The organism is Streptomyces sp. NPDC004031, from assembly GCF_053604375.1.
In genome coordinates, this window is sequence record NZ_JBSGHL010000036.1 from 1 (window position 1) to 26,101 (window position 26,101).

A 26,101-nucleotide genomic window follows, 5' to 3' on the forward strand; every position below is an offset into this window, starting at 1 on the left:
ACTCCTTCGGGTCCTGGGTGTGCTCGTCGCGCCAGAAGCGGTAGCCCTCGGCGCTGCGGTCGATGACGGCCTCGGCGCCCATCGCCCGGCAGATCTCCGCCTTCTCGGGGCTGGACACCACACAGATCGGCGTCGCACCGCCGGCGAGCGCGAACTGCGTGGCGTAGGAGCCGAGTCCGCCGCTCGCGCCCCAGATGAGCACGTTGTCGCCCTGCTTCATCCCGGCGCCGTTGCGGGAGACCAGCTGCCGGTAGGCGGTGGAGTTGACCAGGCCGGGGGCCGCCGCCTCCTCCCACGTCAGGTGCTCCGGCTTGGGCATCAGCTGGTTGGACTTGACCAGGGCGATCTCGGCGAGGCCGCCGAAGTTGGTCTCGAAGCCCCAGATGCGCTGCTCGGGGTCGAGCATCGTGTCGTTGTGCCCGTCGGCCGACTCCAGTTCGACGCTCAGGCAGTGCGCCACGACCCGGTCGCCGGGCCGCCACTTGTTCACGCCCGGCCCGGTGCGCAGGACGACGCCCGCGAGGTCGGAGCCGATGACGTGGTAGGGCAGGTCGTGCCGGGCGGCGAGCGGTGAGGTGCGGCCGTAGCGCTCCAGGAAGGCGAAGGTCGAGACCGGCTCGAAGATCGACGTCCAGACCGAGTTGTAGTTGACCGAGCTGGCCATCACCGCGACCAGGGCCTCGCCCGGACCCACCTCCGGCACCGGCACCTCGTCCAGGTGCAGCGAGCGGCGCGGGTCCTTGTCGCGGGTGGCCAGGCCGGCGAACATCTCCGCCTCGTCCTTGTGCACGGTGACCGCGCGGTAGGACTCGGGCAGCGGCAGCGCCGCGAAGTCGGCGCTGCTGCCGGGGCCTTCGGCCGCGATCACGGCGTCCAGGATTTCCTTCATGTGACTCGCCTCCGGCGAAGCGTTCCGGTCGGGTGGGACGCCGGCGGAACGCTGGGGTCGGGTGGGGTGAGGGTGCCGTCGTCGGTCCGGCGAGGACGGAACGGGTGGAGCGAAGGAACCGCGCGGTGGCGCGGGAATGCCTGTGACGCAGGCGTCCGGGCCTGGGGGACAGCCGGCCTGCGGAGGGTACCGAGGGCCGTCCGCCCGGACTGGGGATACCGTATGGCACCGCGTGCCAGTCGTAAAGACACTGCGTGCCATATTTTTTCTTTTCAGTGTCACCCGGTGCGCGCGGGCAGGCAACAGCGGCCGTCCGGGTGCACCCGGACGGCCGCTGAACAGGGATTTCCCGGGGTGGGCGGCCCCTCAGGCCTTGCGGAGGGCTTCCTCGATGCTGCGCAGGATCTGCGCGGGCGAGGCGTCCGTACGCGCCACCGCGACGACGACCTCGTCCTGCCGGGTCACCGTCGCGGGCCGGGCGGCCGCGCCGCGGGACGGTATCCGGCCCGCCCCGACACCGGTGCCGAAGGTCGCCTTGATGACGTCGAAGGCGTGCTCCAGCTGCGCCTCCACGTCACCCTTGCCGTCCGCCCGCAGCCAGCGGCGCAGCACGTGGTTGTGCGCGGCGACCACCGCGGAGGCCGCGACCTCGGCGAGCAGCGGGTCGTCGTCGCCGTACCCTTGCGCGCTCTCGTCGAAGTGGCCCAGCAGATAGCGGGTGAACAGCCGCTCGTAGCGGGCCACCGAGGCGATCTCGCGCTCGCGCAGCGTCGGCACCTCGCGCGTCAGCCGGTAGCGCTCCACCGACACCTCCGGCAACTGCGCGTACATCCGCAGCACTTCGGTGATGCCGCGGCACACCGTGTCCAGCGGGTGCTCGTGCGGGTCGGCGGAGTCCAGCACCGCCTGCACGCGCACCAGCGTGTCGTCGTGGTCGGGGAAGATGGCCTCTTCCTTGGAGCGGAAGTGCCGGAAGAAGGTCCGCCGCGCCACGCCCGCCGCGGCGGCGATCTCGTCGACGGTCGTGGCCTCGTACCCCTGTGTGGCGAACAGGTGCATCGCGGCCGCCGCCAGGTCCTGCCGTACGCGCTGCCGCTGGGCGGCGGCGCGGGGGACGTTCGCGCCCTCGGGGACGCCGGACTTCGCGGACTGGGGCATGTGGGGAACGTAACACGGCGGACCGCCCCGCCCGGCACCCGGGGGAAAAGAGCCCCAGCTCCGGGCGGGAGGGGCCGCGTCCCCCACGGGTCTCCGGCGCGGGCGTCCGGCACGTCCGGGGCGCTCAGCGGCGGGCATACTCGCGGAAGCCGCGGCCGGTCTTGCGGCCCAGGCACCCCGCGGACACCAGATGCTCCAGCAGCGGCGCGGGCGCCAGGCCCGGGTCGCGGAACTCGTCGTGCAGCACCTGCTCGATCGCCAGCGACACGTCCAGGCCCACCACGTCCAGCAGCTCGAAGGGCCCCATCGGGTACCCGCCGCCGAGCTTCATCGCCGCGTCGATCGCGTCCACGCTCGCGTAGTGGTCCTGGAGCATCTTCACCGCGTTGTTCAGGTACGGGAAGAGCAGCGCGTTGACGACGAAGCCCGCCCGGTCGCCGCAGTCCACCGGGTGCTTGCGGATCCGCGCGCACACCGCGCGCAGGGTGGCCCGCACGTCGTCGCCGGTCAGGACGGTGGAGACGACCTCCACCAGCTTCATCGCGGGCGCCGGGTTGAAGAAGTGCATCCCGGCGACGTCCTGCGGGCGCCCGGTCACCCGGGCGATCGCCACCACCGGCAGCGAGGAGGTCGTCGTGGCCAGCACCGCGCCCGGCCTGCACACCTTGTCCAGCGTCCGGAAGAGCTCCTGCTTGACGAACAGGTCCTCGGCCACCGCCTCCACCACGAGGTCGGCCTCCGCCAGTTCGTCGTACGCCCCGGCGGGCGTGACCAGCGCCGCCGCGGCGTCCCGCTGCCCGGCGTCCAGCCGCCCCCGGGCCACCGCGCGGTCCAGCGCCGCCGCGACCCGGGCGACCGCCTGCTCGGCCTTCTCCGGGCTGCGCGCCGCCAGCCGCACCGGGAAGCCCGCCTTGGCGAAGACCTCGGCGATGCCCGTCGCCATCGTCCCCGACCCGGCCACGCCCACCGTGCGGACCTCGCGCGCGGGGGCCGCGTGCGCCGCCCCGCCCTGCGGGGTGCGCGGCTCGGGCACGACCGCGGAGCTGCCCGGCGCCTCGTAGGCGTAGAAACCGCGGCCCGACTTGCGGCCGTGCAGCCCCGCCGCGGCGAGCTGGCGCAGCACGGGCGCGGGGGAGTGCAGCCGGTCGCGGGTGGCCTCGTACATCGCGTCCAGCACGGTGGTGGCGGTGTCGATGCCGATCAGGTCCAGCAGCGCGAGCGGGCCCATCGGCAGGCCGCAGCCCAGCCGCATCGCCGCGTCGATGTCCTCGCGGGTGGCGTAGCGCGCCTCGTACATCGCGGCCGCCTGGTTGAGGTAGCCGAACAGCAGGCCGTCGGCGATGAAACCGGGCCGGTCGCCGACCGGCACGGGCTCCTTGCCGAGGCTGCGCACCAGGGCGGTGACCGCCGCCGTGGTCTGCGGCGAGGTCAGCACGGTGGAGACCACCTCGACCAGCTTCATGGCCGGTGCGGGCGCGAAGAAGTGCAGGCCCAGCACCCGGTCGGGGCGGCCGGTCTCGGCCGCGAGCCGGGTCACGGACAGCGCGTTGGTGCCGGTCGCGAGGATCGCCTCCGGCTTCGCCAGCCGGTCCAGCGCCGTGATGACGTCCCGCTTGACGTCGTAGCGCTCGTCGACGACCTCGACGACCAGGTCCGCGGCGGCGGCCGCCCGCAGGTCGGGAAAGGTGCGGAAGCGGGCGAGCGCGTCGGCCCGCTCCTCCGCGGTGCAGCGCCCGCGCTCCACCGAGCGGGCCGTCGAGCGCTCCAGGGCGGCGACCGCGCGGCGGGCGGCGCCCGGGTCGATGTCCACGCCGATCACCTCGTGACCGGCCCGGGTCATGACCTCGGCGATGCCGGTGCCCATGGTGCCCAGGCCCACGACGGCGACGACGGACGGGGGAGCGGCCTCGGGCGAGCCGGCGCCGGGCTGCGCGGCGGGCGCGGTGAGTGCGGGGGACGCGGGTGACGAGGGGGACGCAGGAGGTGCGGAGGGACGGGACATCGCGTGACTCCAGACGCTGGGGAGCGCGGGCGCGCCGCGGCGCGCACGGCGGGATGAGGGTGGGTGGAGTCGCGGGGCAGCCGGTGTGTGGGGGCGCGCCCGCGGGATACCCGGCCGGCCCTGTCCCGGGGCCGGGCCGCGATGATGCCGGACCGAACGTGGTCGTGCGGTGCGGGCGGCTGCGTCACCAGGCCGCCGTGCACGGTGCTTTCGAGGGTAACTGGCGAGTAACTTGAGCGCTACCCCTGCGCGCATGTGATCTGGACCGCCGACAGATGAGCGCACGCAGGCGGGTCCGGGCCGCCGTCCGTACGCCACCGTGGCGTACGCGCGGACCGGCCCGCACCCGCCCCGCGGGTCAGAGCAGCGTGAGCTGGGTGTCGCCCGGTCCGCTCCCGTCCTGCCCGCGCTCGCGCGCACGGCCGGGCTCGCGCTCCGCTGCGGCTTCCCGTTCCGGTACGGCCCCGCGCTCCGCCTCGGGGCGGCGGAAGCCGCGGGCCGGGCCGCAGCCGAACTCGGCGGCGAACTCGTGCACCTGGCGGGTGATCCGGCGCTGGTACCACGTCGGCGCGTAGGCCCCGCCCGCGTACATCGTCTCGTAGCGCCGTACCAGGTGCGGGTGCTCGCGGGCCAGCCACGCCATGTACCACTCCCGCGCGCCCGGCCGCAGGTGCAGCACCAGCGGGGTCACGGATCCCGCCCCGGCGGCGGCGATCGCCCGTACCGTCGCCCGCAGCTGCTCCGGCGAGTCGCTGAGGAAGGGCAGCACCGGCGCCATCAGCACCGAGGCCGGTATCCCGTTCTCCGCGAGGGTGCGGCAGACCGCCAGACGCGTCTGGGGGGAAGGCGTGCCCGGCTCCACGCTGCGCCACAGCTCGCCGTCCAGGAAGCCGACGGACAGCGCGATGGACACCTCGGTGACGCGGGCGGCCTGCCGCACCAGCTCCAGGTCGCGCAGGATGAGCGAGCCCTTGGTGAGGATCGAGAAGGGGTTGGCGTGGTCCCGCAGTGCCGCGAGGATGCCGGGCATCAGCCGGTAGCGGCCCTCGGCCCTCTGGTAGCAGTCGACGTTGGTGCCCATCGCTATGTGCTCGCCGCGCCAGCGCGGTGCGGCCAGTTCGCGGCGCAGCAGCTCCGGGGCGTTGGTCTTCACCACGATCTGGGTGTCGAAGCCGAGCCCGGTGTCCAGGTCCAGATAGCTGTGCGTCTTGCGCGCGAAGCAGTAGACGCACGCGTGGCTGCACCCGCGGTAGGGATTGACCGTCCACTCGAAGGGCATGCGCGAGGCGCCCGGCACCCGGTTCAGGATCGAGCGGGCGCGTACCTCGTGGAAGGTGATGCCGCGGAATTCGGGCGTGTCGAAGCGGCGGGTCACCGCGTCGGTGCCGAAGAGCGCGGCCGTCGCGTCCTCCCGCCCCAGCTGTTCCCAGCGCATCGCGCCCTCCCTGTGGTCGTCCGGTGTGCCGTGCTTCTCCACAATAGAACAAAGATTCGAAGATCGGGTGTGGTTGGCTTGTGCGGCGCGTCGCACGAAGAGCGCGCACGGACACGGACCGAGGAGAACCAATGGCGCTGGTCGAGGCCACCACCGAGCGGATCGTCGCCGCGGAGCCGGAGCGCGTCTACGCGGCTCTCGCCGACTACGCGGGCACCCGCGGCCGGGTGCTGCCTGAGCAGTTCAGCGAGTACGAGGTGCGCGAGGGCGGCGAGGGCGCCGGCACCCTCGTGCACTGGCGGCTCCAGGCCACGAGCAAGCGGGTGCGCGACTGCCTGCTGGACGTGACCGCGCCCGCCGAGCGGCAGTTGCTGGAGAGCGACCGCAACTCCAGCATGACCACCGCCTGGACGGTGACCGAGGAGGGCGCCGGCCGCAGCAAGGTCGTCGCCACGACCCGCTGGCAGGGCGCCGGAGGCGTCGGCGGCTTCTTCGAGCGCACCTTCGCGCCCAAGGGGCTCAACCGGATCTACGACGAGATCCTGGCGAAGTTCGCCGCCGAGGTCGAAGCGCGCGGCTGACGCCCCCGGGCCGCCGCCCGGCATCCTTGCCCCGTCTGTCACCCGGCCGGTTTCGCGATCTTTCACTGATACGGGTGGTTTTGCCTACTTCCTGAGAATCGCCGCGCCCCTGCTTCGTTGTCGCCTCATGGCGGAGACGGTGGCGGAGCAGGTGTGACGAGGGGAGTGACGGGTGGCAGGCAGTGCGCTCACGGCGCGGACGGCGGCACCGGCCGAGGACGGCGCGGGCGGCGGAACGGAGGACGAGGGGGAGCGGAGCGCGGCCCGCAGCCCCGCCCTGCGGCAGACCGCGGGCATCGCCGAGACCGTCGTGGACGGCACCGAAACGACCACCACGGTCGTCCTGCCGGCCGCGGACGGCGGCCCCCCGCCGGACACCGGTGACGAGGCGGAGCAGCCGGGCGGGGCCGCGCCCGTCGATCTGGCACCACGCCGGGTCCGGCTGGTCTTCGTGGGCCTCATGCTGGCCCTGCTGCTGGCCGCGCTCGACCAGATGATCGTGGCCACCGCGCTGCCCAAGATCGTCGGCGAACTGCACGGCCTGGACAAGATGTCCTGGGTCGTCACCGCCTACCTGCTGGCGTCCACCATCGGCCTGCCGATCTACGGCAAGCTCGGCGACCTCTTCGGCCGCAAGGGCGTCTTCCAGTTCGCCATCCTGACCTTCGTCGCCGGCTCCGCGCTGGCGGCCTGGTCCCGCTCCATGAACGAGCTGATCGCCTTCCGCGCCGTGCAGGGCATCGGCGGCGGCGGGCTCATGATCGGCGTCCAGGCGATCATGGCCGACATCGTCCCGCCCCGCGAGCGCGGGCGCTACATGGGCACCATCGGCGCCGCCTTCGGGCTCGCCTCCGTCGCCGGGCCGCTGCTCGGCGGCTTCTTCACCGACCACGCCTCCTGGCGCTGGTGCTTCGCGATCAACATCCCCTTCGGCCTGGTCACCCTCGCCGTCATCGCGCTGGTGCTCAAACTGCCCAAACCGGCCGTCCGCCCCAAACTGGACGTGCTGGGCGCGCTGCTGCTCGCCGCGGGCTCCACCTGCCTGGTGCTGCTCACCACCTGGGGCGGCGCCACGTACGGCTGGCGCTCCAAGGAGATCCTGGGCCTGGGCGCGGGCGCCGCGGGCTGCGCGCTGCTCTTCCTGATCGTCGAGCGGTACGCGGCCGAGCCCGTCATCCCGCTGCGGCTCTTCCGGGACGGCGTCTTCAACGTCACGGCCCTCATCGGCTGCGTCGTCGGCGTCGCCCTCTTCGGCGCCGCCAGCTACCTGCCGACCTTCCTGCAGATGGTCGACGGCGCGAGCGCCACCAGTTCGGGCCTGCTGATGCTGCCCATGATGCTCGGCGTCGTCGTCGCCTCCATCGTCGGCGGCCAGCTCATCAGCCGCACCGGGCGGTACAAGATCTTCCCCGTCCTGGGCGGCGCGCTGTCCGCCGTCGGCATGTGGCTGCTGTCGCTGATGGGCGCGGACACCCCGCAGGTCACCTACAGCGTCTACATGGCCGTGCTCGGCCTCGGCATCGGCATGGTGCTGCCGGTGCTGGTGCTCGCCGTCCAGAACTCCGTGCGGCCCTCCGACATCGGGGCGGCCACCAGCGCGAACAACTACTTCCGGCAGATCGGCGGCTCCGTCGGCGCCGCGATCTTCGGCACGCTCTTCGCCGACCGGCTCGGCAAGCGGCTCGCCGTCGAACTGCCGCACGGCGCCCGGCTGCCCGACCCGCAGTCGGTCACCCCGCAACTCGTCCGCACCCTGCCCGCCGCGGTGCGCGACGGCTACATCCGGGCATACGCCGACGCCATGCCGCGGATCTTCCTCTACCTGGTGCCGGTGCTCGTCCTCGGCTTCCTCTTCGCCTTCCTGCTCAAGGAGAAACCCTTGGTCACCCAGCACGGCCCCGGGGCCGCGACCGCCACTGCCACCGCGTACGACGGCCCCCTCGGCGGGCATCCGGACGGTACGGCGGGCGACGCGTCGCTGCCCGGCGCCCGCTCCGCCCCCTTCGCCGCGCCGCCGCACAGCGGGGTCGCCGTGTGCGGCACGGTCCAGCACTCCGACGGCAGCGGGGTCGGCCGGGCCGCGCTCACCCTCATCGACGGCACCGGACGCCAGGTCGGACGCGGCGCCACCGCCACCGACGGCCGCTTCGCGCTCAGCGCGCCCGGCGGCGGCAGCTACGTGCTCATCGCCGCGGCCGGCGGGCATCAGCCGCAGGCCGTCACCGTCACCGTCGGCGAGCACCCGGTCGACCTCGACGTCGTCCTCGGCGGCGCCGGACGGCTGGCCGGCGCGGTGCGCACCGCCGACGGCACACCGGTACGGGAGGCCGTCGTCACCCTCACCGACGTCCGTGGCGACGTCGTGGGCACCGCCCGCAGCGGCCGCGAGGGCGAGTACGTCCTGGCCGAACTGGTCGCCGGCGAGTACACGCTCGCCGCGAGCGCCCCCGCGTTCCGGCCCGCCGCCCTCCCCGTCACCGTCCAGGCCTCCCGCGAGACCCGGCAGGACGTCGAACTCGCGGGCGGCGCGGTCCTGCGCGGCACCGTCCGCGCCCCCGGCGGCCGCACGGTCGAGGACGCGCGCGTGACCCTGCTGGACGCCGCGGGCAACGTCGTCGACTCCGTCACGACCGGCCCCGACGGCACCTTCCGCTTCGTCGACCTGGCGGCGGGGGAGTACACCGTCATCGCGGCGGGGTACCCGCCGGTGGCCACGGTCCTCCAGGTCGCGGGCGGCGGCCGCACCGAACGCGACCTCCAGCTCGGCCACCCGGACTAGCCCGCCCATACCCGAGCCCCACCGCGCGGGGCGCCCGCGCGGTGGGGCACCCGTTTTCAGGGGCGCGGGGGACTGCGCGACAAGCCACATCCGTGGCGCGGGTCGTCACCGGCCCCGAGGGCCAGTTCGGTCCTCCCCCAGAGCTCCGCCTGGGAGGTGCCCCCAGGGCCACCGGCCGGTGGGTGGTTGCTCGCGCAGTTCCCGCGCCCCTGAAAACGCCCACCCCCCGCGGCAGCGGAAGCGCACCGCCCCGCGGGAGGGCGGAGGTCAGTTGCTGGGCTTGGGGCACTGCGTGCCCCGGATGTCCGTGTAGGAGCCGCCGATACGGTACGTACCGGCGGACGGCACGTACAGCCGCGTCCACTCCCCGTCCGCGGCAAGGCACCCGTGCTGGTTGTCCTTCGCCCCCTCGATGCCGAGCACCGGCGACCAGGGGATCCTCAGCAGCACGCTGCCGGCGTTCGGCATGGAGACGGTCAGCTCGGCCGGTCCGGCCTCCTCGACCGTGGCCGGCGGGTCGGCGAGCGGCTGGACCTCGCCCGCGACCTTGAAGACCTGCCAGTTCTGGTCGCTCCACACCGGGTGGAGCCAGTCCGGGGCGGAGCGGACGATCTTCGCCTCGGCGACGGCGGCGCCGTCCGGCTCGTCGGCGGGCAGCACGACGTAGTAGACGCTCCAGTGCTCCAGCCACGCCTTGTACGTGTCGGCGTTGAGCGTGCCGTCGTAGAAGAGGGGGTTGCGCTCGACGTCGGCCTGCCGGTTCCAGCCGCGGGCCAGGTTGACGTAGGGGGACAGGCCCGAGGCCTCCCAGTGGGAGCGCAGCGGGACGACCTCGACGCGGCCCCGGTCGGCCTCGACCTTCTGGAGTTCGGCGATGAGCGGCGGGGCGTGCCGCACCGTGGAGGTGACGGCGGTGGTGTTGACCTGGTCCACGATCGGCTTGGTGACCTGCCAGGCCGCGATGCCGGCGAAGGCCAGCCACAGGGCCACCAGCCGGTAGCCGGTCCACTTGCTGTCGCGGGCCACGAGGAGCATCACCGTGCCGCCGAAGAGCAGCGCGAGGCGCTCGACGTTGCTCCCGATGGGGGAGGGGATGATCCAGGTCAGCGCGACGCCGATGGCGTAGAGCCAGGAGCCTGCGTGGACCTCGCGCCACTTGCGCGGCACCACCAGGGCGGTGACGACGGCGATGGCGAACGGGATGATCGCGAAGTACCAGGCGAAGGGCTGCACCCCGTAGAAGGGGAACAGCAGCGATGTCGCGCCGACGACCAGCGGCGGCACCGCGGTGAGCACGTAGGCGTCGACCCGGCGGCCGGTCAGGAACAGCGCGGCGGCCAGCACCAGGACGAACAGGCCCGCCACGGGACTGCACATGGTGGCCAGCGCGGTCATGGTCGCGGCGGTGGCCAGCTGCGGGGAGCGGCCCCGCAGATTCTGCGCGGCCGGGAAGAGCACCAGCGTGGCGACCATCGCGAAGAGCATGCCGAGTGCGAAGGTGACCCGGCCGGAGACGACGTCACACCAAAGAGCGAACGTCGTCCACAGCACCGGCACCATCGGACGGCGGATGCCGGTGCGGACCAGGAGCGCCGCGCCGACCGTGCCGGACAGCGTGCCGGCGATCACCGCGGTCGTCCGCACGCCCAGCGCCGCCATGATGTACGGCGAGAGGATGCTGTAGGAGGCGGGGTGCATCCCGCCGTACCAGGAGAAGTTGTACGACGCCGACGGGTGGGCCCGTATGAAGTCGGTCCACGCATACTGCGCGGCCATGTCGCCGGAGTCCTTGGCGAGGTAGAAGGCCCAGAGCAGGTGAAGTACGGCGGCCACCGCGGTGGCCACGACGACCGGATGGCGTACGTTCACGCGGCGCAGCAGGTCCCTGGGTTTCCGTGAAGCGGAAACCCGCGCAGGCTGCCAGGTCGTCACAAGGCCTCTTCCGTCAGGGGGCGGTTGCGTTGCCCCGGCCGGGCGCTTCCGGCGGGGTCGGACCCCGACGCTCCAGCGGCCCGGATCGGAGTTCGAACACAGACTTCGGACGCTAGCACGCCGCGTGCGGTTGCTCGCGCGCGGGCGTACGCCGGATTCGGCGGTTGCGGCCCGCGCCACACGCTACCGGTCGTACCGTGGTATCGGCATCGCAGATCTTGCGCCGTACGGGTGGCCTCACCTGCCGGTGAAGGGGTCCGCGGCTGCCGGGGGAAGGAGCCCGACCCAGCATGGACGCCCGTATTCCGCCGGATTTCTCCGGCCGGATCCCGCTCGCGGTGATCGTCGTGGACGCGGCGGGCACGGTGTCGCACTGGAGTACGGGGGCGCGCCGGCTCTTCGGCCCCTCCCGGGTGGAAGCCGTGGGACGCCCGGCCGCCGACCTGCTGCCCGTGGCCGGCGCGCTGGAGAGCGCGGCGCCGCAGGAGCCCGCGGGCGGACCCGCGTACCCGTCCGGCGGCGGACCGGACCTCGGGGGCCTGGGCGAACTTGGAGGACTGCGCGACCTCGGCGGGCTGGGCGAACTCGGCGGACTGGGGGATCTCGGCGGACTGGGGGATCTCGACGATCCGCTCACCGGCGCGGGCCCCTACCCCACGGCGGGCCGGGCGCGGCTCTTCGGCGAGAAGCCCGCGCCGGGTGAGGCGCTCGACGTGCTCTGGTGGGCCTATCCGCTGGTCGGCCCGGGGTCCGAGCGGCTGCTGGTGCTGGCCGCGGACGCCGCCCCGCTGCTGGCCGCGCTGCCCGGCGCCGCGCAGGCGGCCGGCCTGGCGGAGGAGGGCGAGGGGACGGGGGCGGCGCCTCGCGTCGCGCCCGGCTTCGCCCTGCACACCGAATTCGCCGAGGCCGACGAGCTGGCCGGGCAGCTGCCGGAGATCCTGCCCGGGATGAACCCGCTGGACAGCGCGCGGGTCGTCGCCCAGGTGCTGGAGCTGGGCTACCCGGTGCTGGAGATCAGCCGGCACGAACGGGTGCCGGTCACGCCGGACTGGGGTGTGCCGCGCCGGGTCGAGCGGCAGGCCCGGCGGCGGGCCGCACAGCAGGCGGCCGCGGCCGACCCCCGCTCCGTACCGGCCGAGGACCTGGCGCCGGACCTGGAGCACGCGGCGGTGCGCGAGCACCTGGAGTTCCTCAACGAGGTCAGCCGCCGGATCGGCACCTCGCTGGACCTGGCCCGTACCGTCGAGGAGGTCAGCCAGGCGGTCGTGCCGCGCTTCACGGACGTCGCGGGCACCTATCTGCGGGAGCAGGTGCTCGCCGGTGAGGGCTTCCCGGACGGGCCGCCGGACGTCACCACCATGTGGTATCGCGTCGCGGTCGAGCACACCGACGAGCCGGGCCGCTGGGACGACGTCGTGCCGGTCGGCGAGTCGATGCCCTTCCCCGCGCAGACCCCCTTCTTCCAGTGCATGACCACCGGCGAGCCGGTGCTCGTGCCGCGCATCGGTGAGGAGCTGGGCCGCGCCATCGCCGAGCAGTTCCCCAAGCGCGACATCAGCCCGCTGATCACCCACCGCTCCATGCTGGTCGTGCCGCTCAAGGCGCGCGACGTGGTGCTGGGCTTCATGATCCTGCTGCGGCACCGCGAGCGGCCGCCGTTCGACGACATGGACCGGGTGACCGGCGCCGAGCTGGCCGCCCGCGCCGGGCTCGTGCTGGACAACGCCCGTATGTACACGCACCAGGAGAACGTCGCCGACACCCTCCAGGACAGCATGCTGCCGCACATCCCGCCGCGGATGCCCGGCTGCGACGTGGCGACCCGCTACCTGCCCGGCACCCGCCTCGGCCGGGTCGGCGGCGACTGGTTCGACGCCGTCAAACTGCCCGGCTCGCGGCTCGCGCTGGTCGTCGGCGACGTCATGGGCCACGGGCTGAACTCCGCGGCGATGATGGGCCAGTTCCGTACCGCCGTGCAGACCATGGCGCAGCTCGGCCTGCCGCCCGCGCAACTGCTGCGCACCCTGGACGACCTCGCGCAGCGGCTCGGCGAGCAGTATCTGGCGACGTGCCTGTACGCGGTGTACGACCCGGTGGAGTCCGAGGTGCTGATCGCCAACGCCGGGCACATCCCGCCGGTGCTGGTGCGCGCCGCGGACGGCCGCAGCGAGCTGCTGGAGCTGCCGACCGGCGCGCCGCTCGGCGTCGGAGGGGTGCCCTTCGAGACGGTGCGCGTCCCCGTCGCGCCCGGCGACCGGCTGGTGCTGTGCACCGACGGGCTGGTCGAGGTGCGCGGGCAGGACATCGGGGCGGGCCTGGCCGCGCTGTGCGAGAGCGCGGCGCACCCGGCCGCGTCCATGGACGACGCGTGCGACACCGTCATCCGCGCGCTGAACCGGCGCGGCGGCCGGGGCGACGACGTCGCCCTGCTGATGGCCCGGCTGAACGGCATCCCCCGTTCCGACGTCGCCGCGTGGGAGCTGGCCGCCGAGCCGCGCGAGGTCGCCCGTGCCCGCGCCCTGGTGCGCGGGCGGCTGCGCGAGTGGCGGCTGCCCGAGACGGCCGAGACCGCGGAGCTGCTGGTCGGCGAGGTCGTCACCAACGCCGTACGGCACGCGCACGACGGGCCCGTGCGGCTGCGGATGGTGCGGGCGGACGACGCGCTGCTGGTGGAGGTGTCCGACGACGACCACGGGGTGCCGGTGCTGCTCAGCGCGGGTCCGCAGGACGAGGGCGGGCGCGGGGTGCGGATCGTGAGCAGGCTCGCGCGCGAGTGGGGCACCAGCCGCTCCGCGCGGGGCAAGACGGTGTGGTTCGAGCAGGCCCTCCGGTAGGCGCGGCGGGCCCCGCCCGCCCACCGGCGAGTTCGTAGGTCACGGCGTGGGGAGTGTGGTCGCGTGAACGTCTCCGGCAGGTACGCGAAGGTGTGGGAGAGCTTCTGGGAAGCCGCCCCCGGCGGGCGCGGCGGCGTCCTGTGGGACGCGGAGCCGGAGCTGACGGTGGGCCGGCACCTGGCCCACTTCGCCGCGCACTTCGACCCCGGCCTGCCGCTGGTCGACCTCGGCTGCGGCAACGGCACCCTGACCCGCTGGCTGGCCGGACGCTACGACCGGGTCGTCGGTGCGGACCTCGCGCACGCCGCCGTCGCCCGCGCCGCCCGCGACGACCCGCACGGGCTGGCCGCCTACCAGCAGCTCGACGCCGTGGACACCGACGCGGTGCGCGCCCTGCACGACGAGCTGGGCGACGCCAACGTCTACCTGCGCGGCGTCCTGCACCAGAGCGAGCCCGCCGACCGCGCCCGGCTGGTCGACGGCATCGCCACCCTCACCGGACACCGCGGCCGGGTCTTCGCCGTGGAGCCGGCCGAGGCCGCCAAGGGGGTGCTGCTCACCATCGCGCAGGACCCCGCGGGTCCGCCGCCCAAGCTGGGCGCGGTCCTCGCGCACGGCATCGCGCCCGGCGAGGTCGCGGACGCCGCGCTGCCCGGCTACTTCGCCGCCGCGGGCCTGACCGTGCTCGCCGCGGGCGAGGAGCCGCTGGTGACCGCGGAGTTCCGTGCCGACGGCGCCAGGATCGAGCTGCCGTCACAGTGGCTGGTGGCGGGCATGGCCGCGTAATGTGACCTCGCATGCGGAAGATCCTCGTCTCGGCCGACATGGAGGGCGCCACCGGCGTCACATGGCCGGCCGACGTGCTCCCCGGCACCGAGCAGTGGCAGCGCTGCCGGCACATGTTCACCTCGGACGTCAACGCCGCCGTCGCGGGCTTCCTCGACGCAGGCGTCGACCAGGTGCTCGTCAACGAAGCCCACTGGACGATGCGCAACCTGCTGCTGGAGCAGCTGGACGAGCGCGCGGAGATGCTCACCGGACGGCACAAGGAGCTGTCCATGGTCGAGGGCGTCCAGCACGGCGACATCGACGGCATCGCCTTCGTCGGCTACCACACGGGCGCCGGAACCGAGGGCGTCCTCGCCCACACCTACCTCGCCAACTCGATCACCGGCGTGTGGGTCAACGGCGAGCCCGCGAGCGAGGGGCGGCTCAACGCCCTGGTCGTCGCCGAGTACGGGGTCCCCGTCGTCCTCGTGACCGGCGACGACCGCACCGGCCTCGACGCCCGCTCGTACGCCCCGCAGGCCGTGACCGTCGCCGTCAAGGACTACGTCTCGCGGTACGCCGCCGTCTGCCGCCCGCCCGCCAGGACCGCCGCCGACATCCGCGCCGGGGCCGCGCGGGCCGCGGCCCTCGCCGTACGCCACGAGCCCGTGCAGGCGGGCCCGTTCACGGTGGAGCTGGAGTTCGACGCGTGGCATCTGGTCGGGGCGGCGACCGCGGTCCCCGGTGTCGAGCGCACCGGCGAGCGGCGCGTCACGTACACCCTGCCGACGATGTACGCGGCGCTGCGGGCCTTCAAGGCCGTCACGACGCTGGTCTCGCAGGCGGTGGAGGAGCAGTACGGCTGACCGCCGCGGGGCGGACCCGGGGCGTACGACGACAGAAGCGGGAGCGGCATGGCTGAGCAGGCACGGGGGGCGGTCCGGGAGCGGTCCGGCGGCGTGGACGACACCGCGCTCGCCGAGGTCGAACGATTCACCAGCGACCTGATCCGGCTGGACACCACCAACCGCGGCGGCGGCGACGGCAACGAGCGCCCCGCCGCCGAGTACGTCGCCGAGCAGCTCGCCGGGGCGGGGCTCGAACCGCGGATCCTGGAGCGCGCGCCCGGCCGCAGCAACGTCGTCGCCCGCCTGGCCGGGACCGACCCCGGCGCGGACGCGCTGCTGCTGCACGGCCACCTCGACGTGGTGCCCGCCGAACCCGCCGACTGGACCGTGCACCCCTTCTCCGGCGAGATCCGCGACGGGGTCGTCTGGGGCCGCGGCGCCATCGACATGAAGAACGCGGTCGCGATGACGCTGGCCGTCGTCCGCTCCTGGGCCAGGACCGGGCACCGCCCCGCCCGCGACGTCGTCCTCGCCTTCACCGCCGACGAGGAGGACAGCGCCGCCTACGGCTCCGACTTCCTCGCCACCGAGCACGCCGCCCTCTTCGAGGGCTGCACCGAGGGCGTCAGCGAGTCCGGCGGCTACACCTTCCACGCCGGGGACGGCCCGGACGGCACGCCGCTGCGCATCTACCCCGTCGCGGCCGGGGAGCGCGGCACCTCCTGGCTGAAGCTCACCGCGCGGGGCACCGCGGGCCACGGCTCCAAGATCAACCACGCCAACGCGGTGGCCCGGCTCGCCGCCGCCGTCGCCCGCATCGGCGAGCACCGCTGGCCGGTCCGGCTCACCCCCACCGTCGAGGCCGCGCTCACCGGACTGGCCGCCGTCCACGGCGTCACCGCGGGCCCGGCCGACCTCGCCGACCCCGACGCGCTGCTCGACCGGCTCGGCGCGTCCGCCCAGTTCGTGCGGGCGACCGTCCGCAACAGCGCCAACCCGACGATGCTGGAAGCCGGTTACAAGGTCAACGTGATCCCCGGCAGCGCCACCGCCCACGTCGACGGCCGCGTGGTCCCCGGCGGCGAGGAGGAGTTCCGCGCCACCCTGGACGAGCTGACCGGGCCCGACGTGGAGTGGTCCTACCACCACCACGAGGTGCCGCTCACCGCACCCGTCGACACGCCCGTCTTCGCCGCCATGCGCGAGGCGCTGCTGCACTTCGACCCCGGGGCGCACGTGGTGCCGTACTGCATGTCCGGCGGCACCGACGCCAAGCAGTTCTCCCGGCTGGGCATCACCGGCTACGGCTTCTCGCCGCTGCGGCTGCCGCCCGGCTTCGACTACCAGGCGCTCTTCCACGGGGTGGACGAGCGGGTGCCCGTCGACGCGCTGCACTTCGGGGTGCGCGTCCTGGACCGGTTCCTGCGCGGGACCGGCACGACCGAGGAGAGGACCGTATGAGCAGCGGCACCTACGGGGAGTGGGAATCGCCGATCGACGCGGCGACCGCCGCCTCCCACGACGGACGGCCCGACGACCTCGGGCTGGTCGGCGCCGACCTGTGGTGGACGGCCCCGCGCCCCGCCGAGGGCGGCCGCCGCGCGCTCGTCCGGCGCCGCCCGGACGGCACCGAGGAATGCCCGCTGCCCGCGCCCTGGAACGTCCGCAACCGCGTCATGGAGTACGGCGGCACCCCCTGGGGCGGCGCGGTCGTCGGCGGTGAGCCGCTCGTCGTCTTCACCCACCAGGCCGACCAGCGCCTCTACGCCTTCCACCCGGACCGCCCCGGCGAACAGCCCTACCCGCTCAGCCCGGTCTCCGCCGTCGGCGGCGGGCTGCGCTGGACCGAACCCATCGTGCACGCCGAGCGCGGCGAGGTCTGGGCGGTGCTGGAGGAGTTCACCGGGAAGGGCCCCGCCGACCTGCGGCGGCTGCACGCCGCCGTCCCGCTCGACGGCTCCGCCGCCGAGGACCGCGCCGCCGTCCGCGAGATGGGCCCCGTCGAGCATCGCTTCGTCACCGGCCTGCGCCCGTCACCCGACGGCGGCCGCGCCGCGTGGATCGCCTGGGACCACCCGCGCATGCCCTGGGACGGCACCGAACTGCGCGTCGCCGACCTGCGCGACGACGGCACCCTCGGCCCCGCCCGCACCCTCATCGGCGGGCCCGAGGAGTCCGTCGCCCAGGTCGAATGGGCGCCGGACGGCACGCTGCTCGCCGCCACCGACCGCACCGGCTGGTGGAACCTGCACCGCGTCGACCCGGACACCGGCGAGGCGGTCAACCTGTGCCCGCGCGAGGAGGAGTTCGCCGGGCCGCTGTGGCGGATCGGGTCGCGCTGGTTCGCGCAGGTCGAGGGCGGTCCGATCGCCGTCCTGCACGGCGTCGGCGCGCAGCGGCTGGGCATCCTCGACCCGGCGACCGGCGAGATCACCCAGCCGCTCGGCCACTGGACGGAGTGGACCCCGACCCTCGCCGTCGCGGGCGGCCAGGTCGTCGGCATCGCGGCGAGCGCCCGCAGCGCCCACGAGATCGTCCACGCCCCCGCCGTCCCGCACGCCCGGGTCGAAGTGCTCACCGGAGCGCACCACGACACCGTGGACCCCGCCTACCTGCCCGAGCCCGAGGCCCGCGTCTTCACCGGCCCCGGCGGGCGCGAGGTGCACGCCCACGTCTACCCGCCGCGCCACCCCGACCACCCCGACGCCACCGCCGACGGCCCCGCCCCGTACGCGATCTGGGTGCACGGCGGCCCGACCAGCCGCACCCAGATGGTCTACGACCTGGAGGTCGCCTACTTCACCTCGCGCGGCATCGGCGTCGCCGAGGTCAACTACGGCGGCTCCACCGGCTACGGCCGCGCCTACCGCAACCGGCTGCGCGAGCAGTGGGGCGTCGTGGAGGTCGAGGACTGCGTCGCCGTCGCCGAGGGCCTGGTCGCCGAGGGCGCCGCCGACCCGCGGCGGCTGGCGATCCGCGGCGGCAGCGCGGGCGGCTGGACCAGCGCGGCCGCTCTCACCACCGTGTCCACCTTCGCGTGCGGCGCGATCAGCTACCCGATCCTCGACCTGATCGGCTGGTCGCCCGTGGGCGGCGAGACCCACGACTTCGAGTCCCTGTACCTCGAATCCCTCATCGGGCCGCACCGGGAGGTGATCGAGCGCTACCACGAGCGCTCACCCGTCCACCACAGCGACCGGATCACCGTGCCCTTCCTGCTCATGCAGGGGCTCGACGACCCGATCTGCCCGCCCGTGCAGTGCGACCGCTTCCTCGAAGCGCTCGCCGGACGCGACCTGCCGCACGCCTACCTCGCCTTCCCCGGCGAGAGCCACGGCTTCCGCCGCCTCGACACACTCGTGACCTGCCTGGAGGCCGAACTGTCCCTCTACGGCCAGGTCTTCGGCTTCCGCCCGCCGGGCGTCCCGGTGCTGGACCTCACCCCGTGACCGCGCGGCCCCGCAGGCTGGTCCCGGGCGACCGGGTCGGCATCGTCGCGCCCGCGGGGCCTGTACCGGCCGGCATGCTCACGGAAGGGCTCGCCGAACTGCGCGCGTGGGGCCTGGAACCCGTCCTCGCCCCGCACGTCCTCGACACCCACCCCTCCGGCTACCTCGCGGGCGCCGACCGAGCCCGCGCCGAGGACCTGCGCGACGCGTGGTGCGACCCGGACCTGGCCGCCGTGATCTGCGCCCGCGGCGGCTACGGAACCCAGCGCATGGCCGACCTCGTCGACTGGGACGCGATGGCGGCGGCCGACCCCAAGGTCTTCGTGGGCTTCAGCGACGTCACCGTGCTGCACGAGGCCTTCGCGACCCGGCTGGACGTGGCCACCCTGCACGGCCCGATGCCCGGCACCCCCGGCTTCCTCGCCGACGCGGCGGGCCGCGAGCACCTGCGCCGCACCCTCTTCGCCCCCGAGGAGGCCCAGGTGCTGCACGTCCCGGCCGCCACCGCGCTGGTGCCCGGCCGCGCCACGGGCGTCACGATGGGCGGCTGCCTCAGCCTCCTCGCCTCCGACCTCGGCACCCCCACCGGCCGCCCCTCCGCGGCGGGCGGCATCCTCTTCCTGGAGGACACCGGCGAGGAGCCCTACCGCCTCGACCGCTTCCTGACCCAACTGCTGCGCAGCGGCTGGCTCGACGGCGTCGCGGCCGTCGTCCTCGGCTCCTGGGAGGGCTGCGGCCCCTACCCCGACCTCCGCCGCCTCTTCCTCGACCGCCTCGCCCCCCTGTCCGTCCCCATCCTCGAATCCCTCCCCTTCGGCCACTCCCTCCCCACCCTCACCATCCCCCTCAACACCCCCGCCACCCTCGACACCCCCACCTCCACCCTGACCTTCCCCCCACCCCTGACCTAGCCCTCGCCCGGCCAGGGACGCGCTCAGCCCTCACGGGTCCGGGTTGAGGTACGCACCTGTGCGGGCGCGGCGGCTCGGTCAGGGGCGCGGGGAACTGCGCGAACAACCCCCACCGGCCTGAGGTGAGGTACGTACCCGTGCGGGCGCGGCGGCCCGGTCTGGGGCGTGGGGAACTGCGCGCTCAGCCCCCGCGGGCCCGGGGTGAGGTACGTACCCGTGCGGGTACGGCGGCTCGGTCAGGGGCGCGGGGAACTGCGCGAACAACCCCCACCGGCCTGAGGTGAGGTACGCACGCGCACGAGCGCGGCGGCTCGGTCAGGGGCGCGGGGAACTGCGCGCTCAGCCCCCACCGGCCCGAGCGCGTACCGCCCACTGCAAGGGGCAGCACGCCGCCCCTGCCAGCCCGCCCGGCAAGGGCATCGCACATCGCCCAGATGCTGTAACCGCACCCGCGCGGCCGGGCCCGGCCGCCCCCCGCCCGGCCCAGGCCCGCGCGCACGCGCAACGTCGTATCCGCCCCGGCCCGGCGGCAAGCCCACCGCACTCACCGCGCGGCGCGCGGGGCCCCTGCGGCAGCGGGGGCTGCGGGGGCGGCGCCCCACCCCACCCCGCCCCACCCCCCGCGGGAAGCGGCGTAGCACCGTTGACACCCCCGCACCGCCGTGTCGTACTAACGGGATCGCACTCGATGTCGTGAGCCGGTTCCGGGACACGCGCCTTCGCGCCCCGGGCCCATGGGGGGATTGCGGTGACGGGGATGACGGGGATGCGCTATCCGACCACCGGGGAGATCACTGCGGGTGCGCGTACGATCGCGCTGAGCTATCCGGAGGTGTGCCGGCTGGGCAGGGTGGGCACCTCGCGCGCGGGCCGCCCGCTGCTGATGCTCTCCGTCGGCCACGGCGACCGCAACGTCCTGGTGGTGGCGGGCCCGCACGCCAACGAGGCGGCGGTGGGCGGTGCGACCGCCCTGCGGCTCGCCCGCATGATCGCCCGGCGGCGCGCCGACGGCGACGACGACGGCAGCAGCTGGCACTTCCTGCTGTGCATCGACCCGGACGGCGCCGCCCTCAACGAACCCTGGCTCTCCGGCCCGTACACGCTGCGCGGCCACTACGAGCACTTCTTCCGGCCCTGCACGGCCGAGCAGCCGGAGTGGCTGCCGGCGAGCGGTGCGGGCGCGGCCCCCGCGCTGCCGGAGACCCGCGCGCTCGTCGACGTCCTGGACGCGCTGCGTCCGGTGCTTCAGTGCTCGCTGCACGGGATCGACGTCGGCGGCAGCTTCGTGCAGCTCACCAGCGAGGTGCCGGGGGTGCCGGAGCGGATCGGCAAGTCCGCGGCGGAGCTGGACATCCCGCTGGAGAGCGGTTCGTCGGACGCCTTCCAGTGGCCGAGCCCGGGTCCGGGCGTCTACGTGATGCCGCCGTGCGGCGATCCCGCGATCGGCGACGGCGCGCACTCCACGTGGGTGCACGCGCAGCGCTACCGCGGGGTGACGGCGATCGTCGAGGTGCCGATGTGGGCGTGCGACCGCAGCGCGGACACCACCCCGCACCCCGACGCGGACCGGGCCCTGCGCAGGGCGGGGGCCGCGCTGCGCCGCGACCTGCCGGCCGTGGCGCGGGTGCTGGACGCCGTGCTCCCGCGGCTGGGCCTCGAGGACGCGGACTGCCCGCTGCTGCGCACCGTCCGCGAGCTGGTCGGGCTCGGGCCCGCGCTCACCGCGGACTGGGACCCGGCGGTGCGGGCGCCGGGCGCGGCCCCGCTGCCGGACATGACGACCGCGCGGGTGACCAGCATCGAGGTCTTCGCCCAGCGCATCCCGCTGCGGGCCGCGGCGATGCTCCGCCGGGTCGCGGACGTCCCGCAGGTCGCCCGGCTGGTGGACACGTGGTGCGAGGCGTACGAGCGGGCGTACCGCCCGCGGTGGGTGCCGGTGGCCGACCAGGTCGAGCAGCAGGCGCGCAGCGTGCTCGCCGTCTACGAGGAACTGTCCGCCTGACGGCCGCGGCACCACCGCCCATGCCCCGCCGGCCCGGCCCGCCCCTCACCCGTTCGGAGCACTGAGCGGTCGTACCGGCGGCGCGGGCCGGGCCCGCCCGGGACGATGGGCCGCAGGGAGTGCGGGCGAACCGCAGCGGACCCGGCTGAGGGCAGGTGGGCGTATGGCACCCGACAAGTCCGACCAGGCGTCCCGCGGCGGCCTGCGCGACCGGCTGACGCCCGGCAGGATCGTCGTGCTGGTGCTCGGCGTCCTCGCGCTGGTCTTCATCTTCGAGAACACCCGGGACGTGCGGATCCGGCTGCTGATCCCCGAGGTCACCATGCCGCTGTGGCTGGCGCTGCTCATCCCGTACGTCATCGGCTGGCTGTGCGGCCGTTTCCTGCGCGGCTCGCGGCGCCGCCGCCGCTGACCACCGGGCCCGCGCCCGCGCCCGCCCAGCCGTCGCCCCCGCCCTCGCCGCCGTCAGGCCGTCACGCCGTCCGCACCGCGCGGGCGGCCTGCGGGACGCCGAGGGCCTTGCCCATGCAGATGCTCAGCTCCTCGTGGCGGTAGTAGCCGAACTTCTCCACCGGCACATACCCGCACGACGTGTACAGGGATATCGCCTCGGGCTGGAGCGAGCCCGTCTCCAGCACCATCCGCGTCCGCCCGGCCGCCGCGGCGCTCGCCTCCAGCTCGGCGAGGATCGCTCGGGCCAGCCCCCGCCCGCGCGCCTCCTTCACCACGAACATCCGCTTGATCTCCGCGTCGCCGTCCGCGTGCCCCTCCGGCGAGGCGTCCTGCGCGCGCCAGCCGCCGCTGGCCACCGGCTCGCCGCCGGTGTCGTACGCCACCAGGTAGAGCCCGTGCGGCGGGTCGAAGTGGTCGGCCGCCATCGGCGTCAGATCACCCTCGCCGTAGCGCTCGGCGTACTCCTGCTGCACCAGCTCGTTGAGCCGGACGGCGGCCGGCTCGTCGTATCGCGTCTTCCTGATCTCCACGTCCGCCATCGTAGAGGGTGGGTCCGACAATTCGTCGCACAGGTGTACGACCTGCGCTTTCCGGCGGGTGACGGCTGCGGGTATCGTCCCTGCGGTGACCATCGTGACCACCGTGAACGTCAACGGGCTGCGGGCCGCCGCGCGCAAGGGCTTCCTGCCCTGGCTGGAGCGGACGGCGGCCGATGTCGTGTGCCTCCAGGAAGTCCGCGCGGAGCCGGACCAGCTCCCCGTGGAGCTGCGCGACCCCGAGGGCTGGCACGCCTACCACGCGCCCGCCGCGACCAAGGGCCGGGCGGGCGTCTCGGTCTTCTCGCGGGTGGCCCCGACCGCCGTACGCGTCGGCTTCGGCTCGGCCGAGTACGACGCCTCCGGCCGCTACCTGGAGGTCGACCTGCCGGGCGACGGCACGGTCGGCGGCTCCGGCCCCGGCCTCACCGTCGGCAGCCTCTACCTGCCCACCGGGGAGGCGGAGACCGAGCGGCAGGACGCGAAATACCGCTTCATGGCCGAATTCCGCGGCTACCTCGACTCGCTGCGCGACCGCGCCGCCGCGTCCGGCGGGCACGCGCTGGTCGTCGGCGACTGGAACATCGCCCCGGCCGAGGCCGACCTGCGCAACTGGCGCGGCAACCGGAAGAACTCCGGCTTTCTCCCCGAGGAGCGCGCCTGGGTCGCCGAGCTGCTCGGCGCCGAGGGCGGCTGGACGGACGTCGTCCGGCAGCTGCACCCCGATGTGGAGGGCCCGTACAGCTGGTGGTCCTACCGCGGCCAGGCCTTCGACCGGGACACCGGCTGGCGTATCGACTACCACCTCGCCACCCCGAAGCTCGCCGCGGCGGCCGCCACCGCCGTCGTGGAGCGCGCGGCGACGTACGCCGAACGCTGGTCCGACCACGCCCCGGTCACGGTCGCGTACACCGTCTGACGCCCGACACATGGCGCCCGACACCGTCCGGGTGCGCCCTGTCCGGGTGCGCCCGTCACACCGACGGTCGCCGTACCGGCCCCATGCCCGGCGCGCGTGCGCTCCGGCGGCCGCGGTCCGTGCCGCACCGGGCCCGGAGCCCGCGCGGCAGCGGGACGGCGGTCGCGAGCGGAGGACGCGGGCGGTGACCGACAGACGGACCTTCGCCAGGAGGGTCGGCCTCGGCCTGGGCGCCGCGGCCGTACCGGCGGGCACCGCGAACGCCGCCGCCCCGGACGGACCCGGTCCCGCGTCCGTCCTCCCGGACCCGGCGGCCGGTCCGGGCGCCCCGCCGGGGTCGGGCACAACGCCCCGCGGGAGCCCCCTGGGGCCCCCGATGCCTTCGCCCGAGCCGTGGCCGACGCCGACCGGCCGCGCGCCGCCCGGCGCGGCCCGCACTGACGTCACGTCACACGGCAGGGCGTGACGGCATACGCTCGGCGGCATGAACGACGCACCGTACGCCGTCGAACCGGTCGGCCGGGTCGAGTCCCCGCTGACCGCGCGGGAGGACGCGCCGCGGCAGGGCGACGAGGGCGCGCCCGACGCGTGGCTGGTGCTGCGGCCGGACGTGGCGGACGGGCTGCGCGGCCTGCGGCCCGGCACCGAGGTCCTCGTGCTGACCTGGCTGCACCTCGCCGACCGCGACCGGCTCGTGGTGCACCCGCGCGGCGATCTGTCCCGGTCCCCGCAGGGCGTCTTCACCACCCGCTCCCCGGACCGCCCCAACCCCGTCGGACTGCACCGCGTCCGCGTCATGGAGATCGAGCCGGGCCCGGACGGGCCGCGGCTGCGGGTGACCGGTCTCGAAGCGCTGGACGGCACCCCGGTCGTCGACATCAAACCGCTGCTCGGTGACATCGCCGACCGCTGACGGCGGCGCCCGCGCACCGCGGCACCGCGCTCGCGCGGGCCCGGAAATTCCCGGGGCCGTCCGGCGCGCCGGTGGCATCCTGGCGCCGTGAACCGACCACGAGTGACCGTCAGAATCCCCGCCGGCCTGCGCCTTTTCCTGCCGTCCGACCGCCGCGCCGCGTCCCTGCCGCTGACCACGGACGGCACATCCTCGCTCGGGCACGTCGTCGAGTCGCTCGGCATCCCGCTGACCGAGGTGGGCGGGCTGTCCGTCGACGGGCACGACGTGTCCGTGCGCCATGTGCCGGCCGCGGGCGAGGTGATCGACGTGCGCGCGCCCGCCCGCCCGCAGCAGGTGCCCGGTGCGCCGCTGCGGTTCCTGCTCGACGTCCACCTGGGCACACTGGCGCGCCGGCTGCGGCTGCTGGGCGTGGACGCGGCCTATGAGAGCGAGGACATCGGCGACCCGGCCCTCGCCGCACTGTCGGCGCGCGACCGCCGGGTGATGCTCTCCCGGGACCGCGGCCTGCTGCGCCGCCGCGAGCTGTGGGCGGGCGGCTACGTCTACAGCGACCGGCCCGAGGAGCAGTTGCAGGACGTGCTGGAGCGTTTCGAGCCGGACCTGGCCCCCTGGACGCGCTGCGTCGCCTGCAACGGCGAGCTGCGGGACGCCGACAAGGACTCGGTGCGCGACCGCCTCGCCGACGGCACCCGCAAGACCTACGACGTCTTCGCCGAATGCCCCTCCTGCGGCCGGGTCTACTGGCGCGGCGCCCACCACGCCGAACTCGCGGCCGTCGTCGACCGCGCGCTGCGCGAGCACGCGGAGCGCCGCGGACGCCGCGCGGGATGACCGGCCGGGCCGTCTGACGTCAGGTCAGGTGTCCCGATGGCGGTACGGTGGCGGCATGGCGACATATGTGCTCGTTCCCGGCGCGGACGGCAAGGCCTGGTACTGGCACCTGGTGGCGCGGCAACTGCGCGACCGGGGCCACACCGTGGTCGCCGCCGACCTGCCCGACGACGAGGCGGCCGACCTCGACGCCTTCGCGGACGCCATCGCCGCGGCCGTGCGGGACGCGGCGCCGGAGCCCGCGGCGCCGGTCGTGCTGGTCGCGCAGTCCCTCGGCGGCTTCTCGGCGCCGCTGGTGGTCGACCGGCGGATTCCGGTCGACCGCATCGTCCTGGTCAACGCGATGGTCCCCCGGCCGGGTGAGACCGCGGGGGCGTGGTGGGGCAACACCGGGCAGCCCGCGGCCAGGGCCGCGTACGCGAAGGCGACCGGGCGCGACCCGGACGCCGAGTTCGACCCGCGGACCGACTTCTTCCACGACGTCCCGCCGGAGGTGACCGAGGAGGCGCTCGCGGCGCCGCCGTCCGGACCGCCGCCCGCGCTCTTCGTCCAGCCCTGGCCGCGTTCCGGCTGGCCGGACGTGCCGACGCGGTTCCTACAGGGCCGCGACGACCGGTTCTTCCCCCTGGAGTTCCAGCGCGAGGTGGTGCGCGACCGGCTCGGGATCGAGGTCGAGACCCTGCCGGGCGGGCACCTGCTCGCCCTCAGCCGTCCGCGTGAACTGACGGCACAGTTGCTCGACGAGGCGTGACGCTGCCGCTCTTCACCCGCCCCGGGTGCGAATGTGGACGTGCTGGGTAAAACGGGCGTCCGTGGGGGCTGGGTGACGGGTGGGAGCCGGGTGTTTGCGAGGATCGT

At 74.7% G+C, this 26,101-nt stretch carries 20 protein-coding genes; 14 read left to right on the plus strand and 6 right to left on the minus strand.

What is annotated here, in order from left to right; translation table 11 throughout:
- The 4 genes from ccrA to ACWERV_RS22530 form a co-directional block, all read right to left on the minus strand.
- Positions 1-889: crotonyl-CoA carboxylase/reductase (gene ccrA, locus ACWERV_RS22515; RefSeq protein WP_452935733.1), on the minus strand; the 889-nt coding region annotated here is incomplete at its 3' end.
- Between the two features lie 366 nt (positions 890-1,255).
- Positions 1,256-2,047 carry a TetR family transcriptional regulator gene (locus ACWERV_RS22520; RefSeq protein WP_452935736.1) on the minus strand — a complete coding sequence of 264 codons (792 nt, stop codon included), beginning with the start codon at positions 2,045-2,047 and terminating at the stop codon, positions 1,256-1,258.
- Between the two features lie 124 nt (positions 2,048-2,171).
- Positions 2,172-4,049: a 3-hydroxyacyl-CoA dehydrogenase family protein gene (locus ACWERV_RS22525; RefSeq protein ID WP_452935739.1), complete on the minus strand. Its 1,878-nt coding sequence runs from the start codon at positions 4,047-4,049 to the stop codon at positions 2,172-2,174.
- A gap of 358 nt (positions 4,050-4,407) precedes the next feature.
- A complete protein-coding gene (locus tag ACWERV_RS22530; RefSeq protein ID WP_452935742.1) occupies positions 4,408-5,484 on the minus strand; it encodes an Rv2578c family radical SAM protein in 1,077 nt (358 codons plus the stop codon).
- 131 nt (positions 5,485-5,615) lie between these two features.
- Between ACWERV_RS22530 and ACWERV_RS22535 the strand changes: the two genes are divergently transcribed.
- Together ACWERV_RS22535 and ACWERV_RS22540 are read left to right on the plus strand one after the other, a co-directional pair.
- On the plus strand, positions 5,616-6,065 hold the full coding sequence (locus ACWERV_RS22535) for an SRPBCC family protein (protein WP_398178848.1): 450 nt from the start codon (positions 5,616-5,618) through the stop codon (positions 6,063-6,065).
- A gap of 310 nt (positions 6,066-6,375) precedes the next feature.
- Positions 6,376-8,844: an MFS transporter gene (locus tag ACWERV_RS22540; protein ID WP_452935902.1), complete on the plus strand. Its 2,469-nt coding sequence runs from the start codon at positions 6,376-6,378 to the stop codon at positions 8,842-8,844.
- Between the two features lie 267 nt (positions 8,845-9,111).
- On the opposite strand, the gene ACWERV_RS22545 is transcribed toward ACWERV_RS22540, so the two are convergent.
- Entirely contained in the window at positions 9,112-10,713 is a 1,602-nt protein-coding gene (locus ACWERV_RS22545) for an MFS transporter (protein WP_452935745.1), read from the minus strand.
- A 353-nt stretch (positions 10,714-11,066) separates the two neighbouring features.
- Here ACWERV_RS22545 and ACWERV_RS22550 point away from each other — a divergent pair, with 353 nt between their 5' ends.
- The 8 genes from ACWERV_RS22550 to ACWERV_RS22585 all read left to right on the plus strand — a co-directional run bounded on the left by ACWERV_RS22550 (position 11,067) and on the right by ACWERV_RS22585 (position 22,000).
- Positions 11,067-13,610: a SpoIIE family protein phosphatase gene (locus ACWERV_RS22550; RefSeq protein ID WP_452935748.1), complete on the plus strand. Its 2,544-nt coding sequence runs from the start codon at positions 11,067-11,069 to the stop codon at positions 13,608-13,610.
- A 63-nt stretch (positions 13,611-13,673) separates the two neighbouring features.
- Positions 13,674-14,396 carry a methyltransferase domain-containing protein gene (locus ACWERV_RS22555; RefSeq protein ID WP_452935751.1) on the plus strand — a complete coding sequence of 241 codons (723 nt, stop codon included), beginning with the start codon at positions 13,674-13,676 and terminating at the stop codon, positions 14,394-14,396.
- Positions 14,397-14,407: 11 nt separating this feature from the next.
- Complete coding sequence (locus ACWERV_RS22560; RefSeq protein ID WP_398178859.1) at positions 14,408-15,244, plus strand: M55 family metallopeptidase; 837 nt, start codon at positions 14,408-14,410, stop codon at positions 15,242-15,244.
- A gap of 48 nt (positions 15,245-15,292) precedes the next feature.
- Complete coding sequence (locus tag ACWERV_RS22565; RefSeq protein ID WP_452935753.1) at positions 15,293-16,687, plus strand: M20/M25/M40 family metallo-hydrolase; 1,395 nt, start codon at positions 15,293-15,295, stop codon at positions 16,685-16,687.
- Positions 16,684-18,675, plus strand: coding sequence for a prolyl oligopeptidase family serine peptidase (locus tag ACWERV_RS22570; RefSeq protein ID WP_452935756.1), 1,992 nt, complete (start codon positions 16,684-16,686; stop codon positions 18,673-18,675). The genes ACWERV_RS22565 and ACWERV_RS22570 overlap by 4 nt, the downstream gene beginning before the upstream one ends.
- Positions 18,672-19,586, plus strand: a complete 915-nt coding sequence (locus ACWERV_RS22575; protein ID WP_452935759.1) for a S66 peptidase family protein — start codon at positions 18,672-18,674, stop codon at positions 19,584-19,586. The genes ACWERV_RS22570 and ACWERV_RS22575 overlap by 4 nt, the downstream gene beginning before the upstream one ends.
- 766 nt (positions 19,587-20,352) lie before the next feature.
- Positions 20,353-21,588: a M14 family zinc carboxypeptidase gene (locus ACWERV_RS22580; protein WP_452935761.1), complete on the plus strand. Its 1,236-nt coding sequence runs from the start codon at positions 20,353-20,355 to the stop codon at positions 21,586-21,588.
- Positions 21,589-21,751: 163 nt separating this feature from the next.
- A complete protein-coding gene (locus tag ACWERV_RS22585) occupies positions 21,752-22,000 on the plus strand; it encodes a DUF1049 domain-containing protein (protein WP_452935764.1) in 249 nt (82 codons plus the stop codon).
- Positions 22,001-22,061: 61 nt separating this feature from the next.
- On the opposite strand, the gene ACWERV_RS22590 is transcribed toward ACWERV_RS22585, so the two are convergent.
- The gene (locus tag ACWERV_RS22590) at positions 22,062-22,580 is read right to left on the minus strand and encodes a GNAT family N-acetyltransferase (protein WP_452935767.1); all 519 of its coding nucleotides are present in this window, start codon (positions 22,578-22,580) and stop codon (positions 22,062-22,064) included.
- Positions 22,581-22,665: 85 nt separating this feature from the next.
- On the opposite strand from ACWERV_RS22590, the gene ACWERV_RS22595 reads away from it, so the two are divergent.
- The 4 genes from ACWERV_RS22595 (at position 22,666) to ACWERV_RS22610 (ending at position 25,994) form a co-directional block, all read left to right on the plus strand.
- Positions 22,666-23,496 carry an exodeoxyribonuclease III gene (locus ACWERV_RS22595; RefSeq protein WP_452935770.1) on the plus strand — a complete coding sequence of 277 codons (831 nt, stop codon included), beginning with the start codon at positions 22,666-22,668 and terminating at the stop codon, positions 23,494-23,496.
- Positions 23,497-23,980: 484 nt separating this feature from the next.
- On the plus strand, positions 23,981-24,409 hold the full coding sequence (tsaA, locus tag ACWERV_RS22600) for a tRNA (N6-threonylcarbamoyladenosine(37)-N6)-methyltransferase TrmO (RefSeq protein ID WP_452935773.1): 429 nt from the start codon (positions 23,981-23,983) through the stop codon (positions 24,407-24,409).
- An 87-nt stretch (positions 24,410-24,496) separates the two neighbouring features.
- Positions 24,497-25,243, plus strand: coding sequence for a Mut7-C RNAse domain-containing protein (locus tag ACWERV_RS22605; protein ID WP_452935776.1), 747 nt, complete (start codon positions 24,497-24,499; stop codon positions 25,241-25,243).
- A gap of 55 nt (positions 25,244-25,298) precedes the next feature.
- Positions 25,299-25,994 carry an alpha/beta hydrolase gene (locus ACWERV_RS22610; protein WP_452935779.1) on the plus strand — a complete coding sequence of 232 codons (696 nt, stop codon included), beginning with the start codon at positions 25,299-25,301 and terminating at the stop codon, positions 25,992-25,994.
- Positions 25,995-26,101: the final 107 nt, after the last annotated feature.

Coding starts and splice junctions, on each gene's coding strand:
- ACWERV_RS22520 (WP_452935736.1), bottom strand. CDS start 2,047: ATGCCCCAGTCCGCGAAGTCCGGCGTCCCCGAGGGCGCGAACGTCCCC.
- ACWERV_RS22525 (WP_452935739.1), bottom strand. CDS start 4,049: ATGTCCCGTCCCTCCGCACCTCCTGCGTCCCCCTCGTCACCCGCGTCC.
- ACWERV_RS22530 (WP_452935742.1), bottom strand. CDS start 5,484: ATGCGCTGGGAACAGCTGGGGCGGGAGGACGCGACGGCCGCGCTCTTC.
- ACWERV_RS22535 (WP_398178848.1), top strand. CDS start 5,616: ATGGCGCTGGTCGAGGCCACCACCGAGCGGATCGTCGCCGCGGAGCCG.
- ACWERV_RS22550 (WP_452935748.1), top strand. CDS start 11,067: ATGGACGCCCGTATTCCGCCGGATTTCTCCGGCCGGATCCCGCTCGCG.
- ACWERV_RS22560 (WP_398178859.1), top strand. CDS start 14,408: ATGCGGAAGATCCTCGTCTCGGCCGACATGGAGGGCGCCACCGGCGTC.
- ACWERV_RS22565 (WP_452935753.1), top strand. CDS start 15,293: ATGGCTGAGCAGGCACGGGGGGCGGTCCGGGAGCGGTCCGGCGGCGTG.
- ACWERV_RS22570 (WP_452935756.1), top strand. CDS start 16,684: ATGAGCAGCGGCACCTACGGGGAGTGGGAATCGCCGATCGACGCGGCG.
- ACWERV_RS22580 (WP_452935761.1), top strand. CDS start 20,353: ATGCGCTATCCGACCACCGGGGAGATCACTGCGGGTGCGCGTACGATC.
- ACWERV_RS22585 (WP_452935764.1), top strand. CDS start 21,752: ATGGCACCCGACAAGTCCGACCAGGCGTCCCGCGGCGGCCTGCGCGAC.
- ACWERV_RS22590 (WP_452935767.1), bottom strand. CDS start 22,580: ATGGCGGACGTGGAGATCAGGAAGACGCGATACGACGAGCCGGCCGCC.
- tsaA (WP_452935773.1), top strand. CDS start 23,981: ATGAACGACGCACCGTACGCCGTCGAACCGGTCGGCCGGGTCGAGTCC.
- ACWERV_RS22610 (WP_452935779.1), top strand. CDS start 25,299: ATGGCGACATATGTGCTCGTTCCCGGCGCGGACGGCAAGGCCTGGTAC.